This window comes from Flavobacterium sp. CSZ (genome assembly GCF_015350725.1).
In the GTDB taxonomy this organism is placed as follows: domain Bacteria; phylum Bacteroidota; class Bacteroidia; order Flavobacteriales; family Flavobacteriaceae; genus Flavobacterium.
Genome location: NZ_JADKPQ010000030.1, coordinates 19,079 through 37,561, shown reverse-complemented (window position 1 = coordinate 37,561; position 18,483 = coordinate 19,079). Strand labels below are relative to the sequence as shown.

Sequence of the window (18,483 nt, the reverse complement as noted above, 5' to 3'; positions counted from 1 at the left end):
GGTCGTTATACAAACGTATTCCTAATATCTGAAACACTATGTTAAAATTATTGAAATAATCGCAAAAAAGCAGGTTATTCTAACATTTTAATAGATATCATCAAATATTTTCATGTATTTATTACCGGTTTCTAACTGAATATTAGAATAGTTTTTGGAATATTTGTTACAAATAATTCAAATAAAAGTGAAAGCCAAAATACAAAATGCTGTTTCCGGAAGAATCGATGCCATCGGATTACCGATATTGGCGTTATGTTGGGTAAGTTTTTTTTGGGGTACAACCTGGCTTGCCTCAAAAGAGGGTGTTAGATATATGCCAGCTTTGCAATTGGTAACCATCCGTCAGTTTTTAGGTGGAATTTTATATATAGGTTATTTTTTAATTAAGAAAGAACCCTGGCCAAAAGGAAAAGAATGGCGAACAATATTCGTATTAGCAATTTTAAACTTTATGCTTAGTAATGGCTTAAGTACCTGGGGTGTTAAATATATGAGTAGCGGATTAGGTGCCATAATTACTGCGCTTTTCCCCATCTTTATCATTATTATTAATTTTTTTAACGGCTACAAAATTGCAAGAATGGCTTTGCTTGGAATTTTAATTAGTTTTGGAGGTATTTGTATTCTTTTCATCGATTATATTGCTGATATATTAAAACCAGAATTTCAATTCGGGATTGTTTTAATGACTATATCTACTATTACATGGGCTTTTGGAATTTTACAAACAAAGAAAAAAGCAGCAAGTTTTAACCCTTATTTTAGTTTAGGATTACAGATGCTGATCTCCAGTATATTTTTATTTGGAATTACTGAAGCTGCAGGAATTAATATTCCATTTGCTGAAATCCCAATGCCTTCATGGTGGGCAATTGCTTATTTAGTTATTATTGGTTCGGTTTTAACTTTTATCGCTTTTATCTATTCATTGAAAAACCTTCCAACAGAAATTAGCAGTATTTATGTTTATATCAACCCGATTGTGGCTATGGTTTTAGGGTCTTTTATTTTTGGAGAAATACTTACAAAGGCAGTTGCAATTGGTGCAGTTGTCACATTAACCGGAGTTTATTTGGTCAATAAATCTATTAGAAAGGTTAAGAAGTAGATCAAATACGATTTCTGCCACAAATTCACGAATTAAAATAAAAAAATATTTCGTGAATTCGTGGCGATTTACTTCCACTATCCTGTTAAAAACAACACATTATTCGCTTTTTAAAATGTGCTTTTTGTATTTTTGCGCCAAATTATTTTTATGAAATCGTTTCTTTATAAATACCGCAAATTTTTTATTGTTCTCATTGTATTTTCAGCTGTAACCATATCTTTATTTTATTCGGCTTTAAAGCCACAAAAAACATTGCCAATTTATAATCCGGCTGATGTAAATCCTGAATTGGTAGATAGTACGGTGCAGTACAAAAGTAAATACCATACCATAGCAGATTTTAAATTTGTAAATCAAAATGGAGATACGATTACCCAAAAGAATTATGAAGGTAAAATTTACGTAGCCGACTTTTTCTTTACGACTTGCGGTTCGATTTGTCCAAAAATGACGACGAATCTTGAAGATGTTCAAAAGGCCATTTTAAACAACCCTAAAGTAATGTTGCTTTCGCATACCGTTTTTCCTGAAGTTGACAGTATTCCGGTTCTCAAAGAATATGCTGTCAAACATCATGTTGTTGACAGTAAATGGAATTTGGTTACCGGAGACAAAAAAGAAATCTACTCTATGGCCCGAAAATCCTATCTGGCGGTAAAGTTGGGTCGCCCTGATCAATTGTACGATATGGTACATACAGAGAATTTTGTTTTGGTCGATCAAAAACGACGTGTTCGTGGTTTTTATGACGGAACGAACAAAGAGGAAATTCAGCGCCTTTTAGAGGACATCAATTTCTTGTGTCAGGAGTAAAATCCCTTATTTTTAGAAACATTTAGCATTTACAAAAGTGTTAAATGCCTTGAAATAAAGAATAATTGCCTACTTTTGCAATCTAAATTCAATCTAAATAAGCTTTGCAAAATACTATCCACACTCTAAAAAAAGGCGAGAAAGCCATTATCAAAGATTTTGATATCGATCTTATTCCTCTAAAATTATTAGAAATGGGCTGCTTGCCAGGCAACTTAGTTGAATTGCTTCAAATTGCTCCTTTTGGAGATCCATTATATTTAGATATTAATGGTTCACACGTAGCCATCCGTGTTGAAACTGCTCGTGAAATTGAAGTTGAACTTATCAAAACCAATTTGTAATGAGCATTCAAAATATCAATGTTGCCCTTATTGGGAATCCTAACACAGGAAAAACTTCCGTTTTTAATCAGCTTACAGGACTAAATCAGCAAGTGGGGAATTATCCCGGAATTACGGTTGAGAAAAAAATAGGGTTCTGTAAATTACCACACAACATCAAAGCCAATATTCTGGATTTACCTGGAACTTATAGCCTAAACGCAAGTTCTATGGATGAAAGTGTGGTTATTGAACTTTTATTAAACAAAAACGATAAATTATATCCGGATGTAGCAGTAGTGGTTACAGATGTTGAAAATCTAAAACGAAATTTACTGATTTACACGCAAATAAAAGACCTTGAAATTCCGACGATTTTAGTCATTAATATGTCGGATCGTATGGAAAGCAAAGGGATAACTTTAGATATTCCGTATCTTGAAGAAAAATTAAAAACCAAAATTGCTTTGGTAAGCTCACGCAAAGGCTTGGGAATTGAGGAATTAAAGGAACTAATTGTTTCTTACAAAACGATTCCGCATGAACCTTGTATGAATGCTTCGGTTATTGACGAAGAATATTTTGAAAAATTACAGCAAGCTTTTCCTAACCAGTTATTATATAAATTATGGTTGGTCATTACGCAGGACGTGAACTTTTTGAACTTAGAGCGAAACGAAATCAGAAGTACTTTTACCAAATCGCATTCTGAATTAAAGCGTTTACAGCAAAAAGAAACTATTAAACGTTACCAATTCATCAATGATGTTTTGAAAGAAGGTTTAAAAGTTGATGCCTCGATGGCAAAAGATTTTAGAGCTAAACTTGATCGTGTTTTAACCCACAAAGTTTGGGGTTATGTTATTTTCCTGACCATTTTATTTTTGATTTTCCAATCTATTTTCAGTTGGTCAACCATCCCAATGGATTTTATCGACACCACTTTTGCTTCTTTAAGCAGCTGGGTAGCTCAGGAATTACCGAGCGGTATTCTAACTGATTTACTTTCGCAGGGAATTGTACCGGGAATTGGCGGTGTTATTATTTTTATTCCGCAAATTGCCTTTCTGTTCTTGTTTATTTCGATTCTGGAAGAAAGCGGTTATATGAGTCGTGTGGTCTTTTTGATGGATAAAATCATGCGTAAGTTTGGTCTTTCCGGGAAAAGTGTTGTGCCTTTGATTTCTGGAACTGCCTGTGCGATTCCCGCAATTATGGCGACCAGAAATATCGAAAACTGGAAAGAACGTCTTATTACGATATTAGTAACACCATTCACGACTTGTTCCGCGAGATTACCGGTTTATACTATTATCATTTCATTGGTAATTCCAGAAGAACGTTTGTTTGGATTTTTAAATGTACAAGGTTTGGCCTTGATGTTGTTATATTTATTAGGTTTTGGAACAGCCATTTTATCAGCTTATATCTTAAACAAAATATTAAAAATAAGTGCCAAAACGTATTTCGTTGTCGAAATGCCGAGTTATAAATTACCTCTTTTCAAGAATGTTGCCATTAATGTTGTCGAAAAAACAAAAGCTTTCGTTGTTGGAGCCGGTAAAATCATCTTAGCGATATCTGTTATTTTATGGTTTTTAGCGTCGTACGGTCCCGGAAAAGATTTTAACGAAGCTGAATCTATCGTAAAAGAAAGATTTGTGGATACTCCACTTGACGAAACTGAATTCGAAAACGAAGTGGCTTCTCAGAAATTAGAGAATTCGTATATCGGGATTATGGGTAAAGCTATTGAACCTGCTATTTCTCCTTTGGGTTACGACTGGAAAATAGGTATTGCGATTATCAGTTCGTTTGCGGCGCGTGAAGTTTTCGTAGGAACTCTTGCGACAATTTACAGTGTAGGAAGCAGTGATAACGAAGCCACTATAAAAAGTAAAATGCAGGAAGAAATAAATCCTGAAACGGGTCAGAAGATCTTCAATTTTGCTTCGGGAATTTCATTACTATTATTCTACGCTTTTGCGATGCAATGTGCCAGTACATTGGCAATTACCAAAAAAGAAACAAATTCATGGAAATGGCCTGCAATGCAGCTTTTCCTGATGAGTGGGCTTGCTTACTTTGTAGCGCTTTTTGCGTATCAACTTTTAAAATAAACGATCATGGTACAAGAAATTATTGCCTTTGTCATATTATTTATCGCCGTTGGTTTTTTGATCAAAAAGTTCTTTTGGAAATCTAAGAAGAAGAAAGATTGCGGTGAAGGGAATTGTGGGTGTTCTTAGACGAAGGTTCTCAGTTGCTGAGATTCTAAGTGGATTAGTTTTTTGTATCACAGAGATTCACGGAGGTTTCACAGAGACTCACAAAGTTCTACAAAGATTTCTATTGATTCTGCATAATCCCCGCTACGCGAGAAGCTCACAAAGCTATCCCTAAAGGTAGAATTAGAATTAAAACATAAAAAAAAGGCTTCAATTATGAAGCCTTTTTTTATTACTGAAAACTGAGACTGAGACTGAAAACTTACTTAATCCCCTCCCACTCTGCGTAGAACTGAGCCAGGAATAACTCCATAAAACGATGTCTTTCGGCGGCGATTTGTTTTCCGGTTTCGGTATTCATTTTATCTTTTAAGAGTAAAAGCTTTTCGTAAAAATGATTTATCGTTGGCGCATTATTCTTTTTATAATCTTCTTTGGTCATATTGGTTACTGGTGCAATTTCAGGATCATGAAGGGTTCTATTTTTAAATCCGCCATAATGGAACGCTCTTGCAACTCCAATCGCTCCTATTGCGTCTAAACGATCCGCGTCCTGAACTATATCCAATTCTATCGAGGAGAACTTCTTTTCAAAATTTCCGCCTTTATATGAGATGTTTTCGATGATATTCACTACATGCTGAATAATTTCTTCTGAAGCATTTTCTGATTCTAAAAACAAACGTGCGGTTTTTGGGCCAATCGTTTCATCTCCGTTATGAAATTTACTATCGGCAATATCGTGAAGTAAAGCTCCTAATTGAACAACCGTAAGATCACAATCAGTATCTTTTGCGATTAATAGCGCATTTTTATAGACGCGTTCGATATGAAACCAATCGTGTCCTCCTTCGGCATCATTTAGTTTTTCTTTTACAAAAGCAATTGTTTTGTTTATCAGTTCAGAATTCTTCATAGTTTGTTATGTGTTTATCTGCATAGTTAATGGCACACAGATTTTGCGGATTAAACGGATTTACGCAGATTATTTTTTAATTGCGTCTTTCGAAAATCCTTATTGAATAAAAAATGTTGATTGTCAAAGTTTTTCAACCTCAACAATCAACAATATGTTTTAAATGTCAATATCAAATATTAATTACAAAAATCAATTTTAATCTAAAATCAGAAATCTGCAATCTAAAATTTTTACAATCTCGCTGGTTCTACCCATTTAAAGATGTGTGATTCCTGCGGAATTACTAATCTTTCTGAGATTCTTGCCATACGAGCTGGTAATTTCATTAAATAATCACGTGCTTTTTCAGCTTCATCTGTTAAACCGGTCATTTTATCAATTTCCCACTTGTCCATTAATTTCTGCATGATATCTACATAATCGCTTGCGGTATACACCCCAATACGTTGTGCTGAATCAGAAAATTGTTCGAAAGCAGAACTGATTTTTTGGCCAGATTCTCTTAAGAAATGTGCCGGCATAACGATTTTTTGTTTCATCATGTACTGAAAAGCCAACATCATTTCGCTAGGATCTACTGCAAAAATGCGGGTAACAAACTCGCTATACGCATGGTGATGACGCATTTCGTCACCAGCAATCATTTTACACATTTTAGACAACTTGTTATCACCAAATTTTTTAGCCATTTGAGCTACTCTATTGTGCGAAACATAAGTTGCTAATTCCTGGAAACTTGTGTATACAAAGTTTTTGTATGGGTCAGATCCAGTTCCAATATCAAAACCGTCGTTGATTAAATGCTGTGTTGTCATTTCGATTTCACGCATGTTTACACGACCAGACAAATACAAGTATTTATTAAGCAAATCACCGTGGCGGTTTTCCTCTCCGGTCCATTGTCTGATCCATTTCGACCAGCCATTTCCACCATTTTCTATCTGATTTATACCCTCTACATCCATTAACCATGATTCGTATGTTGGCAAAGCCTCCTCAGTGATGGTATCACCTACAAGCGTAACCCAGAAATCATATGGTAATTCTTTGGCAATTTCACGTAACTCTTTTACCTCCTCAAAGAAATTTTCTCCTTCAGAATTAGGTAAAAAGTCTGACGGCTGCCAAATTTTTTCTACCGGAATTAAATACTGTTCAACGAAGCTATCCACGTTTTTTTCCAAAAACTGCATTACTTCTAATCTAATGTTTTTTATAGACATTACTTATTTAAGATTGGGATTTCTGTTTCAGTTATATTGCTGAAATCAAAAATCTATTTATACTCGTTTACTCCTTCTACAACTGCCTTCTCTGTCATCTCCATTAAATCGGCAAAATTATAGTCTTTTACAGCCAAAGCTTTATGAACGGTAAAGGTAAGGCGATTTCCTAAACCTACAGGAAAAAAACCAAATCTTACCATTTTCCATGAATTGTTGATACTCACCGGTACTACGTAGGCAGAAGGTGCGTATTTACATAGAATTTTCACACCATTTTGAGCAAATTCTTTAGGTTTTCCTGTTTTACTACGCGTTCCTTCAGGAAAAATAACAGCTGCTCTTTTGTATTTTTCAATATATTCAGACAAACCTTTAATTGCCGGAATAGCTTGTTTAGGGTCTTTACGGTCAATTAGCACTGATCCTCCATGTTTCAAATTATAAGACACACTCGGGATTCCGCTACCTAACTCTTTCTTGCTTACAAATTTACAATGAAAACGTCTAAAATACCAAATCATTGCAATGATATCATACATACTTTGGTGATTACAAACAAAAATAATTGGCACTCCTGTTGGGATTGTTTCTCTGTTTTCGATTTTATAAGTTGTTCCCACAAGATTGGTACATCTTAAAAGGAAAAAATTTAAATAATCGACACTTTTTTTATGAGTCTGATAGCCAAAAACATTTAGGCAAATCCATTGTATTGGATGAAATACAAGCAGGCACAAACTAAAAATTATGTAGTATATGACAGATATTGGATAGGAAATTATTTTTTGCATGCTTAAAAAATTAATGCCCAAAAGTAATAAATAAATTTTTAGCTATATAAAAATTATATAACTACCAATAAATATGCTAGTTACCAAAATAAATCGATTACAAATCGTACAAATTTACACGCTTATAATGGCTTTTTATATTGAATTTTACAAATATACGCATGACATGGGCCTTATTGTTTATAGAAAATCATCTTTAAGTTATAAAAACCACATTTGTACCAGTAAATCCTTTATTATTTATAGCCTGGCACAAATTTGAATACAAAGTAATTGCCTAATATTCGTTTGCTTTTGCAATACAATTGTACCTTTGCCACATAATTGCAATTTTTTTCTGAATTAAATGAACTTCACTTACCCAAAAAAGGAACGCTTAAAGAGCAAAACGACAATAGGTTTACTATTTTCTGAAGGAAAATCAGTTTCTAAATATCCGTTGCGTTTGGTTTACCGTCAAACGGAAGAAGGTTCAGACGAAAAAATTAAAATGGGTGTTTCGGTTTCTAAGAAATATTTTAAAAAAGCGGTTGATCGCAATTACTTCAAACGTGTTTTAAGGGAAACGTACCGATTGAATAAACATTTGCTTTTAGATAATATTCAGGAACCTTATTCTGTGATGTTTTTTTATCAGACTAAAGACAAATTATCTTACCAAGAAATCAATACCAAAACGATTCAGTTGTTCGAGAAATTCCTTCTGCAAGTAAACAAAACCAATGATTCTGAAGATAAAATTGATTTGTAATCCTTCGATGACAACTTTATTGATCAAATTAGACCAAGAATTATAAAAAAATTGTAGTTTTAGATTTAATTTGAAATAGATATGAAATATTTTTTCTTTTTATTCTTTGTCCTTTTGACCTTTTCAGGTTGTAGTAAACACGAGGAACCAGCTAATATAATGGTTAGTGCCGTTAAACTACCTCCAAAAAATGAATCTGCTGCCAGTTCAAATCTAAAAGATGACATGGCCGACCCTGCTTCTCCTCAAATTCCTCAAAAAATTATTAAAGAAGCTTCCCTTAGATTTGAGACTAATGATCTGCAAGATACTTTCAATCAAATTCAAACTGCAATTGCAGCGAATAAGGCTAGCATACAAAATGATTCTGAAGGAAAAGATTACAACAATGTTTATAGAAATTTAACTGTTCGTGTTCCTAGTCAAAATTTTGATGCTTTTATAAATGCTATTTCAAAAGGGGTTTCTTATTTTGAAAGAAAAGATATTACTTCGCAAAATGTAACCGAAGAATATATTGATTTAACGACAAGACTAAAAACGAAACGAAAACTTGAAGCACGTTACTTAGAGATATTACAAAAAGCAACCAAAATAAGTGAGATTTTAGAAATCGAAAAACAGATTTCAGCCATTCGCGAAGAAATTGAAGCTAAGGAAGGGCAATTGAAATATCTGGAAAATCGTGTTTCGGAAAGTACTGTAAGCATTGAATTTTACAAAACCATTGCTCAAAAAGAAGGAGTCAAAGCTTCGTACGGATCTAAAATCTGGGCAGCGATTCAATCCGGATTTTTTAGCCTTTCAGAATTTTTAATTTCCATTATTAGCCTTTGGCCATTTATTATACTATTTTGTGTAATTGCCTATTTTATTAGAAGAAGATTTAAAAGAAAAAAATTATAATCATGTATCCTTATTTCAAAAAGAAATTCATCATACCCACTGTTGCGGCAGGATTTTTATTTATTGGAACCAGTTTCAAAGACGACTTTTTTGAAATTGCCAAACAAATCGAAATCTTTACGACATTGTTTAAAGCTGTTAACACCAATTATGTCGATGAAACCAATCCGGGTGATTTGATGGACAAAGCCATTAAAAGCATGTTGGGAAGTTTAGATCCTTACACGGTTTACTTTAACGAACAGGATGTTGTAAATTTCAAGATCAATAATACCGGAGAATATACCGGAATTGGCGCTTTGATCTCCAGAAAAAAAGACCGCTTAATTGTGCGTGAACCTTATAAAAATTATCCTGCTGATAAAGCCGGACTAAAAGCAGGTGACGAAATTATTCAGATTGGCGATGTTTTGATTGCTGACTTTAAAGATGATGCTTCGCAATTATTGAAAGGAACAAAAAATACCAAAATCCAGATTAAATACCTTCGTCAGGGAAAAACCTTTACAACGGAGCTGATTTTGGATGAAGTGGATATTAAATCGGTTCCTTTTTATGGGAAAATCGACGACAAAACGGGTTATATTGTTTTGGCTCACTTTAGCCGAAAGGCATCAAATGAAGTAAAAGAAGCTCTTGAAAAACTAAAAGCGGATGGCGCTACACAAATTGTTCTTGATTTAAGAGGAAACCCTGGTGGTTTGCTTAACGAAGCTATTGATATTTGTAATTTGTTTGTACCAAAAAATGAAGTTATTGTAACTACAAAATCAAGAATCGAGAAACACAACAATACTTATAAAACGACCAAAGAACCTGTAGATACTCAAATTCCGCTGGCTATTTTAGTAAACGGAAGAAGTGCTTCTGCCTCTGAAATTGTTTCGGGTGCTTTGCAGGATTTAGATCGCGCGGTGATTTTAGGAACCCGCAGTTTCGGGAAAGGTCTGGTACAACGTTCTGTTGATTTGACTTACGGAACTCAGCTAAAAGTGACTATTTCCCGCTACTACACTCCATCGGGCCGTTGTATTCAGGCTTTGGATTATGCACATAAGGATAAAAATGGTGTTGCTCAAAAAACAGATGCCAAAAACTTTAATGCTTTTAAGACCAGAAAAGGAAGAACAGTGTATGATGGTGGCGGTGTTTTGCCGGATATCGAATTAGACGAATCTAAAATGAGCCCTATTACGACTGCATTATTAAAAAATGACGGAATTTTTGATTACGCCACAACGTATTACTACAAGAATCCAAATTTAGGAGATAAAATTCCAACAGTTTCTGATGCCGACTATGCTAGTTTCAAGCAATACCTGAAAGCCAACAAAATCAGTTTCGATACTGAAACGGAAGTCGCTTTGAAGAATACTTTGGCTGCAGCCAAAAATGAAAAAATAGATGAAACTATCGCTCCGGAATATCAGCAATTACTGGCCGCTCTTGAAAAAAGCGAAACGACTTTGCTCGATAAAAACCAAAAGGAGATTAGAAACCTGATTCAGGAGGAATTAATAAAAAGATATCAGTATCAGGAAGGTTTGTATCAATATTACATCAAAAACAACTCTGAGATTAAGAAAGCCGTAAGTGTTTTAAACAATCAAACTGAGTATAAAACGATTTTGAAAATGTAATTAGAAAATATTTCTAATATACAGAAAAGCCTTTATTGATTTCAATGTCAGTAAAGGCTTTTTTATTTCGAAATTAATATTGAATTCTGTTGTCTTTTGAAGTTTTATGTCGTTATTTATTTTACCAGATATTCTTTTGCTTTTTCAAGCAACTCATCTCGACCTTCCTGAATTCCTTTAATTGTAGGACGAACAAGAATATCAACTTTAACTCCTACTCTTTGTGTTGGCGTTCCATCCGGATAGAAAACTCCCAGACCACTAATTGCTGATTTAAAAGTTAAAAATTCAATTCTAGATATATCACCATCAGCTCCAGCAGTCTGACTTCCAATAGTTACCACATTATCTCCTGTTTGCAAAAACATTGTACAATATTCAGCCATACTTTGAGTTTCTTCGTTTACCAAAACAACTACTTTTCCGGCATAATACTCATTTTTAATAGGATCAAGAACTTTTGTTTTTTTCCAATTAAATTTGCCGGGAAAAGTCAAATCTGGTTCTATAAGCCGCGCATACTCCTTATCCTCTTTAATTAATCTTCTGGCGATTAAATACGGCATAAAATCAGGATAATTTCTAAAATCAATAATTAGGCCTTTGGTTTTATTTATCTTTTGCATTATTATATTCTGATCCTTCATTTCTAAATTATCCAAATTAATATATGCAATATTATTTTGATCAACATTAAATTTTTCCTTGTTATACAATCCTTTTGGTTGAAAATCAATTCCAGAATAACGTTTTATAGTTTTTACGAAAATAAGATTATCTCTTCTAATTTTAACTTTTACAGAATCTGTTGAACCATTAAATATAAAATAATCGTAATTTTTAGCCTTGGTATTGTTATTTGAACCATTTACATATTTTTTTCTTTCTGACATTATTTCTAAAGCACTTTTACCGTCAACTTCTTCAATAATATCACCCTTTTTGATATCATTTAATTTTGCCAAAGAATCATTATAAAATCCCGCAATAACAACTTTATCTTCAATTACATTACTGAATGCAGGAATATACTTCCGCCCAAAAAAATCAAAATTCTTATCTGAATAAAAGCTTGCATGAGTATCATCGAGTTTAACAACCGTTTCCTGCATTAGTAATTGATATTCTAATGCATCATTTGCGTTTTTAAATTTCGGAATCATTTCGATTAAAACAGAATCCCAATTTTGATCTGTTAAATATTTGTATGGAAAGAAATATTCAACGGTATTCCAATATCGAAACAAGCTCAATAACCTATGATTTTGATCAGGATAATCAAAATCAGTATAATTGATTTCATTTCTCACTTTAATATTTCCTACCGAACTTTTGGTAACATAGTAATTTTCTCCCCGGAACCTGTTTTCTTCAATGTATTTCAATTTATGAGAAAGTTCACTGGTAAAAATAATTGAATTATTTATCCAGGAGAGATCAAAGTTTTTATCGAAAGATTTCTCTTTTGAAGTTTCTTTGCAGGATTTACATTCTTTTACAACGCCTAAAGCAGCAATCCATTCTAAATATATTCTGGATAAATCGTCTTTGTTTTGAGCTTGTTCGACTTTTGGAATCATTTGAATTAATTGTTCATCCCAATTAAAATTTCCTTTTGCAACATTGGGGTGATAATATTTTAAAAATCCCCAAACTTTCGCCAGACTTGCCAGATTTTCACTTTTTTTATCATCTACTTTAGTAACCGAATGATTCTGACCAAAAGTCACAAAACCACAAATACAAAACACTAAAACCCATTTTAATCTACCCATTTATTAGACTTTTTCTTAAAATTTCAAAAAAACTAAAATAAAGAAACTGTCTTTTAGAAAATGTTATTGTAATCATAAATGTGCAAAAAATAACAAAGCCTTCATTTGTTTACAAAACAAATGAAGGCTTAATTGAAATTTAAAAGGTTTTAGAAACTTAAAAACCTGATTTTATCTCTTTTAGAAATTAACCGCGAACCATCTCGATATGCGGAATATCATCTTCAAGATACATTTCGCTGCTTTGCACAAATCCGTGGCTTTCATAGAATTTCTTTAAATACAGTTGTGCACCTATGGTAATTTTATCTTTATCGAAATTCGATTTTATGGCAGCAATAGCTTCACGCATCAGGTCATGTCCCCATTTTCTGTCGCGATAATTGGCATCGACTACGACTCTGCCAATCGAGGCATTGTCGAAACTAATTCCGGCATCGAATAAACGTACATAAGCGACCGTTTTACCATCGTATTCGCCAATTAGGTGTAATGCTTTCTTATCTTTTCCGTCAAGGTCTAAATAGACGCAATTTTGCTCCAATACAAAGATCTCACTTCTTAGTTTGAGTAAATCATATAACTCATGAACCGTTAATGCTTCAAACGGCTTTATTTTCCATTTTAATTCCATTCTGTATTTATCCCTTGTTCCTATTGATTATTTTATTTCAAAAAGTGATCTAACCATTTAGACTTTTATCGTTTATCAATTTTTACTGATTTTATAATGGCTTCTAAATCGAACATTAAATCTCTTTCCTGATTAGATGGCGAATAACAAAATCCTTCGATGACCAAAATTCGATTGTACATTTTGTCTACAATGGCGTAATTAATAAATGGTCCGGCCATGAAGTCATTTTTTAGCTCCCAGTTTCCTTTGGTTTCATAGGCTTGTTTGCCGTCTAACATTATAGTCGAAAAATAAGGCGCGTAAGCTTCACCTGTTATCATTCGGGTATTGGGTTCGCGACCTTTGATATAAAAACCAACCGAATCGCGCATTTTGATAATATTATCTACAAGATCTGAGCTTTTCTTAAAACTACGTATGGGAATCTGGTAAATGAGTAAACTTGTATTACCGCTTATAATGTCTTTTTTAAGCCAGATAAAATTCTTTTTGTGAAGCATGTATTCATAACCGGTCGGGATTTGCAAATCGATATGGAATTTGTTTTTTATAACGGTCGGGTTCAATAGTGATTTGCTATTATCTTCCTGGATTTTCTGAATTTCGGCATCGCGAATGATTTTAATAATTTGTGCCGAATTGAGTTCAATACTGCAAATAATATCATCGACTGATTTTCCGTAAATACGAAATGTGTTATGGGGTAAGGATTTACTGTGGGTAATTTCGAATTTTTCTGTAGTTGCTTTTTTAACTACAATAATGCTTCGGCTATCGGTAACAAAACCTTCAAGCAAACGTGCGGGATATTGATTTATGGTAAATAAAGGTTCCTCCTGGGTGAGGCCCAAAACGGGTGATGCAAATTTATTTCGAATACTATCTCCTACTTCTCCATACCACAACTGATCGTCTATAATAATAGAAATCGAGTTGGTTTTACCCGATACGGGCTGGGGTTTCTCGTTTTTTAAACAAGAAATCAAGAGAAACGGAATTAACAGCAATAAAAAATGGGTTTTATTCATTTTCTTAATTTATGAAATAAAACCCAAATTTATGTAAGATTTTTTAACTATCCGTTTATTTTAAGTTTCATTCCTGGTTTAATGTCTCCGTCTTTAATATTATTCCATTTTTTAATATCCGAAATGGTAACACCTGGATATTTTTTAGAAATACTATATAACGAATCCCCTTTTTTAACGTAATAGTCTTCTCCAAGATCTTTGGTTGAAGTTGCTTTTTTCTTGAATGAATCAATCGAAGAATTTGAAGCTACTGCAGTATTTACAGCATGTTCATCAATAATATCCGGTGCAATTTTAGAAACTGTTAAAGATTTTCCTAAACCAATATTATTTGAAGTTAAACTATTAAGCTCTTTTAATTCAGCAATATTCATACCGAATTTTTTTGCAATGCTTCCTAAGTTATCTCCATTTGCTACTACATATACATCGTATACTTTGGAAGCTTTATCTTTATCATCGACAACTGCAACGGCTTCTTCAGCTTTTTTCTCTATTGCAAGAGTTGCTTTTACTTCTTTTGGATTTTTAACAACGGCATCGATATCTGATTTAATCTTTAAATTTCTGCCCAGTGCAACCGAGTTTGTTTTAAGATTATTCCATTTTTTTAAGTCAATCACATTTACATTGTACCTGGCAGCAATAGCACCTAAATTATCTCCTTTTCGAACTTTATACCATTTAAGATCGGTATCCACTGGCTCAATTGTTCTCTCCAGTTTTGCTTTTGCTTTAGGCGTAACTTTCAAAGCCAACTGTGTAGGCATTGTTTTATTTCGTGATTGATACGCTACGTAGTCATAAATCTTGTCTTCGTTTGAAACAAATGTGGCGATTTTATCTTTTGGCAAACGCAGGTAATGCGGTTCGCCTTGATAAAAAGGAACTACGTTTAATTTATACGAAGGATTTAAAAGCTGAATCTGAGATTGCGGCATGTCTAACAAATCTGCAATTTGCTTGAATGACATTTGATTTTTGATCTGTACTGTATCTGTTTCAAAGTTTTTAACTACTGCTCTTTGCGGATTTATTCCGTGTTCTTTATGGTATTCAAAAAGATACATTGTAGCTAAAAAAGCGGGAACATAACCTTGAGTTTCTTTTGGAAGATGGTTACGAATGTCCCAGTATTTTGTTTTTCCGCCAGAGCGACGAATTGCTTTGGTAACATTTCCAGGTCCTGAATTGTATGATGCCAAAACTAACTCCCAATCGCCAAAAATATTGAACATCTTGCTCATGTATTCTGATGCAGCGGCTGTAGCTTTAAGAGGATCACTGCGCTCATCGATATAGGAATCGATTTTCAAGGCATATTGTTTACCGGTTCCGTACATGAATTGCCAAAGTCCGGTGGCGCCCATTTTAGAAACTGCTTTAGGATTTAAAGCAGATTCTACAACGGCTAAATATTTAATTTCTAAAGGCACGTTTTGTCTGGCAAAAGCGTCTTCGAAAATGGGAAAATAATATTCTGATAAAGACATTAATCTTGAAAACGATTTTTTACGATTTTTAAGAAATGACTTTATTATGTTTTCTAAACCCTGATTGTATTCAATGTCAAAAGGTGATTTCTCATTCATTGCCTGAAGACGCTGTTTAAGCAATTCTGTTGGCAGTTCTTCATCTACAGTAACATCTGTATTGATGGTTTGAATGTCTTTTGTAAGATCATCGTAAATATCTAAACTTACTAATTCGTTCATCCAGAGACTGTCAACGCGGGTTGCCATTACATCTCTTTTGAAAGTATTTTTAACAGAATCTAAATACGATATCTTTACAATTGGCTTAATTTCAACATCTGTCTTTGCAATATCCTGCGCAAAGATCGACATAGAAAAAAACACCGAAACTACTATTGATATTTTTTTTACAATCATATAACATTTTTTTAAAATTCTATAATTCAAACAATTACAGAAACCTTACTTTTGCAAACTTAACCAGTTTATGCATGTAAACTATCTAAAAAAATGTTAATTGTGATTTTTTAGTCTAAAATCGCAGCGATTCCAGGCAAAACTTTTCCTTCTAACATTTCAAGCATAGCCCCACCACCAGTGGATACATAACTCATTTTATCTTCGAATCCGAATTGTTTTACAGCAGCAACTGAATCTCCACCACCTACTAATGAAAACGCTCCATTTTCTGTAGCTTCGGCGATATAATCACCTAAAGCAATTGTTCCTTTTGCGAATGATTCCATTTCGAAAACTCCTAATGGACCATTCCATAAAATAGTTTTTGACTCTAAAATTACTTTTTTGAAGTTCTCTAAAGATTTAGGACCTGCATCAAGACCTTGCCATCCGTCAGGAATTTCTCTTACATCTACCACTTTAGTATTTGCTGTGTTTGAGAAATCATCTGCAGCAATTACATCAACCGGAATATGAATCTGAACTCCTTTTTCTTTCGCCAATCTTAAAATTTCAAGTGCTAATTCTTGTTTGTCATCCTCGCAAATAGAATCTCCAATTTTACCACCTTGTGCTTTAATGAATGTAAAAGTCATTCCGCCTCCAATGATCATGTGATCTACTTTGTCTAAGATATTTTCGATAACGGTAATTTTAGATGATACCTTAGATCCTCCAAGAACTGCTGTTACCGGTTTTTCGCTATTTTTAAGTACTTTGTTTAAGCTTTCTATTTCTTTTGCCAACAATGTTCCGAAACATTTTTCTGTTGGAAAGAATTGTGCAATAATAGTTGTTGAAGCATGTGCTCTGTGAGCAGTACCAAAAGCATCGTTTACATAGATGTCTGCAAGTGATGCTAATTCTTTTGCAAAAGCAACTTCTCCTGCTTCTTCTTCAGCATGAAAACGTAAATTTTCAAGCAATAAAACTTCTCCTGGTTTTAAATCTTGGGCTGCAGCCTGAGCAACTTCTCCAACACAGTTTTCGGCAAACTTAACCTTAAGTCCTAAAATTTCTGAAGCTGTTTTTAAAATATGTTTTAAAGAATATTTTTCTTCTACTCCTTTTGGTCTTCCTAAATGCGACATCAAAATTACACTTCCGCCTTGTGCTAAAATAGCATCAATTGTTGGTTTTGCAGCTTCGATACGTGTAGCATCAGTTACATTAAAATTTTCATCCAATGGTACATTAAAGTCAACACGGATAATTGCTTTTTTATTCTTAAAATCGAAATCGTTTAAAGTTTTCATTATATAGTTTTTTAGTTTTTTTTGAAAGAAAAACAAATATAGAACTTTTAAAGTATCATAAATATAAAAATAACCTATCTATAACAGCGAAAACGTTATAAGTTAAGAAAAAAAACAAATTTGCCTCTAAAATGATAAAAATACTCCTTAATCGTGAACCGGACTTTGCGTACAAGGACAGTTACTGATGGATTGTAAGAAATCGAAACCAATAGTTACCGAGTGCGTTCCTGTGTTATAGTTTCCTAAATCGTTGAACATTACCTGATACGAATACCCAAAGTAAAATTTAGATTTCATGAAACCTACCATTGGCCCAACTGATAATGGTTTTGGGAACTGGTCGTTTAAGAAGCGATATGAAACTCCTACCCAATAGTAATCTTCGTAACGGTTGTAACGTCTGTACTTGAAGTTAAAATCGGTTGTAGAACGTTTATCACTTGCAAAATACTGGTAGTAAACAGATGGTTCATATTCGATTCGGCTGTTTTCTCCATCTCTAAAAACATATCCGGTATATACCTGATAGTTTGAAAGTAAATTAGGTTCTACTCCTCTGTATTTATCGGTGTTTTTCTTTAAAACGTTATTGGCATTAAAACTTATATAGAAGCTTTTATTACGATACAAAGCACTAATATCAAAGTTGTTATTGGCATTATAACGATTGTCTGTTACAGATGGATCTATAACCGGATGCTCGATTGTAGTATTGAACTCGTCTGTATCGATACGAAATGTATTGAAGTTGTATGAAAGTCCAAAAGAAAGATATTGCTTTGAATAATAATCTAAAATGATATGGTGCGCAAAGGAAACTTTAGCTCCCGTTTGACGCGTATAACCGTTTCTGTCATTATAAAGCGAAATACCCACTCCGGAACGATCGAGAATTCTAAAATCAGCATAAAGTGACTGGTTTTGCGGTGCATCTTTAATACCCACCCATTGTGTAAGACCGTTGGCTCTAATTCTAAGGTTATCCCCGATACCGGCAAAGGCAGGTGAAATAACAAAAGGATTGTCTGCTAAATATTGTGTAAATACTGGTAGGTTTAACTCTTGGCTGTAACTTGTTGTTACAGCCATGAGTACTAAAGATAAAATAAACTTTTTCATTGTAATTAATTTTTTAG

At 33.6% G+C, this 18,483-nt stretch carries 17 protein-coding genes; 8 read left to right on the top strand and 9 right to left on the bottom strand.

Annotated features, from left to right (window positions below):
• Window positions 1–187: 187 nt before the first annotated feature.
• The 5 genes from IRZ78_RS24325 to IRZ78_RS24305 all read left to right on the top strand — a co-directional run bounded on the left by IRZ78_RS24325 (window position 188) and on the right by IRZ78_RS24305 (window position 4,499).
• Entirely contained in the window at window positions 188–1,111 is a 924-nt protein-coding gene (locus tag IRZ78_RS24325) for an EamA family transporter (RefSeq protein ID WP_194619859.1), read from the top strand.
• Between the two features lie 150 nt (window positions 1,112–1,261).
• Window positions 1,262–1,927 carry an SCO family protein gene (locus tag IRZ78_RS24320; protein ID WP_194619857.1) on the top strand — a complete coding sequence of 222 codons (666 nt, stop codon included), beginning with the start codon at window positions 1,262–1,264 and terminating at the stop codon, window positions 1,925–1,927.
• A gap of 104 nt (window positions 1,928–2,031) precedes the next feature.
• The gene (locus IRZ78_RS24315) at window positions 2,032–2,271 is read left to right on the top strand and encodes a FeoA family protein (RefSeq protein WP_017495803.1); all 240 of its coding nucleotides are present in this window, start codon (window positions 2,032–2,034) and stop codon (window positions 2,269–2,271) included.
• A complete protein-coding gene (feoB, locus tag IRZ78_RS24310) occupies window positions 2,271–4,370 on the top strand; it encodes a ferrous iron transport protein B (RefSeq protein WP_194619855.1) in 2,100 nt (699 codons plus the stop codon). Before IRZ78_RS24315 ends, feoB begins: the two co-directional genes overlap by 1 nt.
• 6 nt (window positions 4,371–4,376) lie before the next feature.
• Complete coding sequence (locus tag IRZ78_RS24305) at window positions 4,377–4,499, top strand: FeoB-associated Cys-rich membrane protein (protein ID WP_078006651.1); 123 nt, start codon at window positions 4,377–4,379, stop codon at window positions 4,497–4,499.
• Window positions 4,500–4,740: 241 nt separating this feature from the next.
• Here IRZ78_RS24305 and IRZ78_RS24300 read toward each other — a convergent pair whose 3' ends face one another.
• From IRZ78_RS24300 to IRZ78_RS24290, 3 genes are all read right to left on the bottom strand, one after another.
• Window positions 4,741–5,394 carry an HD domain-containing protein gene (locus IRZ78_RS24300; protein WP_194619853.1) on the bottom strand — a complete coding sequence of 218 codons (654 nt, stop codon included), beginning with the start codon at window positions 5,392–5,394 and terminating at the stop codon, window positions 4,741–4,743.
• A 233-nt stretch (window positions 5,395–5,627) separates the two neighbouring features.
• On the bottom strand, window positions 5,628–6,620 hold the full coding sequence (locus IRZ78_RS24295) for an acyl-ACP desaturase (RefSeq protein ID WP_194619851.1): 993 nt from the start codon (window positions 6,618–6,620) through the stop codon (window positions 5,628–5,630).
• 53 nt (window positions 6,621–6,673) lie between these two features.
• A complete protein-coding gene (locus tag IRZ78_RS24290; RefSeq protein WP_194619849.1) occupies window positions 6,674–7,414 on the bottom strand; it encodes a lysophospholipid acyltransferase family protein in 741 nt (246 codons plus the stop codon).
• 346 nt (window positions 7,415–7,760) lie between these two features.
• On the opposite strand from IRZ78_RS24290, the gene rnpA reads away from it, so the two are divergent.
• The 3 genes from rnpA to IRZ78_RS24275 all read left to right on the top strand — a co-directional run bounded on the left by rnpA (window position 7,761) and on the right by IRZ78_RS24275 (window position 10,711).
• On the top strand, window positions 7,761–8,165 hold the full coding sequence (gene rnpA, locus IRZ78_RS24285; RefSeq protein WP_194619847.1) for a ribonuclease P protein component: 405 nt from the start codon (window positions 7,761–7,763) through the stop codon (window positions 8,163–8,165).
• A gap of 81 nt (window positions 8,166–8,246) precedes the next feature.
• Window positions 8,247–9,071 carry a DUF4349 domain-containing protein gene (locus IRZ78_RS24280; protein ID WP_194619845.1) on the top strand — a complete coding sequence of 275 codons (825 nt, stop codon included), beginning with the start codon at window positions 8,247–8,249 and terminating at the stop codon, window positions 9,069–9,071.
• A gap of 2 nt (window positions 9,072–9,073) precedes the next feature.
• Window positions 9,074–10,711 (top strand): S41 family peptidase, encoded by a 1,638-nt coding sequence (locus IRZ78_RS24275; RefSeq protein WP_194619843.1) that lies wholly within the window; start codon window positions 9,074–9,076, stop codon window positions 10,709–10,711.
• Between the two features lie 116 nt (window positions 10,712–10,827).
• Here IRZ78_RS24275 and IRZ78_RS24270 read toward each other — a convergent pair whose 3' ends face one another.
• The 6 genes from IRZ78_RS24270 to IRZ78_RS24245 form a co-directional block, all read right to left on the bottom strand.
• Complete coding sequence (locus tag IRZ78_RS24270; RefSeq protein WP_194619841.1) at window positions 10,828–12,486, bottom strand: S41 family peptidase; 1,659 nt, start codon at window positions 12,484–12,486, stop codon at window positions 10,828–10,830.
• A 187-nt stretch (window positions 12,487–12,673) separates the two neighbouring features.
• The gene (locus IRZ78_RS24265; RefSeq protein ID WP_194619839.1) at window positions 12,674–13,120 is read right to left on the bottom strand and encodes a GNAT family N-acetyltransferase; all 447 of its coding nucleotides are present in this window, start codon (window positions 13,118–13,120) and stop codon (window positions 12,674–12,676) included.
• 65 nt (window positions 13,121–13,185) lie between these two features.
• A complete protein-coding gene (locus IRZ78_RS24260) occupies window positions 13,186–14,151 on the bottom strand; it encodes a DUF4837 family protein (protein ID WP_194619837.1) in 966 nt (321 codons plus the stop codon).
• Window positions 14,152–14,198: 47 nt separating this feature from the next.
• The gene (locus tag IRZ78_RS24255) at window positions 14,199–16,046 is read right to left on the bottom strand and encodes a LysM peptidoglycan-binding domain-containing protein (protein WP_194619835.1); all 1,848 of its coding nucleotides are present in this window, start codon (window positions 16,044–16,046) and stop codon (window positions 14,199–14,201) included.
• A gap of 110 nt (window positions 16,047–16,156) precedes the next feature.
• Window positions 16,157–17,344 carry a phosphoglycerate kinase gene (locus IRZ78_RS24250; RefSeq protein ID WP_194619834.1) on the bottom strand — a complete coding sequence of 396 codons (1,188 nt, stop codon included), beginning with the start codon at window positions 17,342–17,344 and terminating at the stop codon, window positions 16,157–16,159.
• A gap of 147 nt (window positions 17,345–17,491) precedes the next feature.
• Complete coding sequence (locus IRZ78_RS24245; protein WP_194619832.1) at window positions 17,492–18,466, bottom strand: type IX secretion system membrane protein PorP/SprF; 975 nt, start codon at window positions 18,464–18,466, stop codon at window positions 17,492–17,494.
• Between the last annotated feature and the right edge of the window lie 17 nt (window positions 18,467–18,483).

Excerpts from the sequence above, each read along its gene's own strand:
- IRZ78_RS24320 (WP_194619857.1), top strand. The coding sequence starts at position 1,262 with ATGAAATCGTTTCTTTATAAATACCGCAAATTTTTTATTGTTCTCATT.
- IRZ78_RS24270 (WP_194619841.1), bottom strand. The coding sequence starts at position 12,486 with ATGGGTAGATTAAAATGGGTTTTAGTGTTTTGTATTTGTGGTTTTGTG.
- feoB (WP_194619855.1), top strand. The coding sequence starts at position 2,271 with ATGAGCATTCAAAATATCAATGTTGCCCTTATTGGGAATCCTAACACA.
- IRZ78_RS24305 (WP_078006651.1), top strand. The coding sequence starts at position 4,377 with ATGGTACAAGAAATTATTGCCTTTGTCATATTATTTATCGCCGTTGGT.
- IRZ78_RS24290 (WP_194619849.1), bottom strand. The coding sequence starts at position 7,414 with ATGCAAAAAATAATTTCCTATCCAATATCTGTCATATACTACATAATT.
- IRZ78_RS24260 (WP_194619837.1), bottom strand. The coding sequence starts at position 14,151 with ATGAATAAAACCCATTTTTTATTGCTGTTAATTCCGTTTCTCTTGATT.
- IRZ78_RS24255 (WP_194619835.1), bottom strand. The coding sequence starts at position 16,046 with ATGATTGTAAAAAAAATATCAATAGTAGTTTCGGTGTTTTTTTCTATG.
- IRZ78_RS24275 (WP_194619843.1), top strand. The coding sequence starts at position 9,074 with ATGTATCCTTATTTCAAAAAGAAATTCATCATACCCACTGTTGCGGCA.
- IRZ78_RS24280 (WP_194619845.1), top strand. The coding sequence starts at position 8,247 with ATGAAATATTTTTTCTTTTTATTCTTTGTCCTTTTGACCTTTTCAGGT.
- IRZ78_RS24250 (WP_194619834.1), bottom strand. The coding sequence starts at position 17,344 with ATGAAAACTTTAAACGATTTCGATTTTAAGAATAAAAAAGCAATTATC.
- IRZ78_RS24295 (WP_194619851.1), bottom strand. The coding sequence starts at position 6,620 with ATGTCTATAAAAAACATTAGATTAGAAGTAATGCAGTTTTTGGAAAAA.
- rnpA (WP_194619847.1), top strand. The coding sequence starts at position 7,761 with ATGAACTTCACTTACCCAAAAAAGGAACGCTTAAAGAGCAAAACGACA.
- IRZ78_RS24300 (WP_194619853.1), bottom strand. The coding sequence starts at position 5,394 with ATGAAGAATTCTGAACTGATAAACAAAACAATTGCTTTTGTAAAAGAA.
- IRZ78_RS24265 (WP_194619839.1), bottom strand. The coding sequence starts at position 13,120 with ATGGAATTAAAATGGAAAATAAAGCCGTTTGAAGCATTAACGGTTCAT.
- IRZ78_RS24245 (WP_194619832.1), bottom strand. The coding sequence starts at position 18,466 with ATGAAAAAGTTTATTTTATCTTTAGTACTCATGGCTGTAACAACAAGT.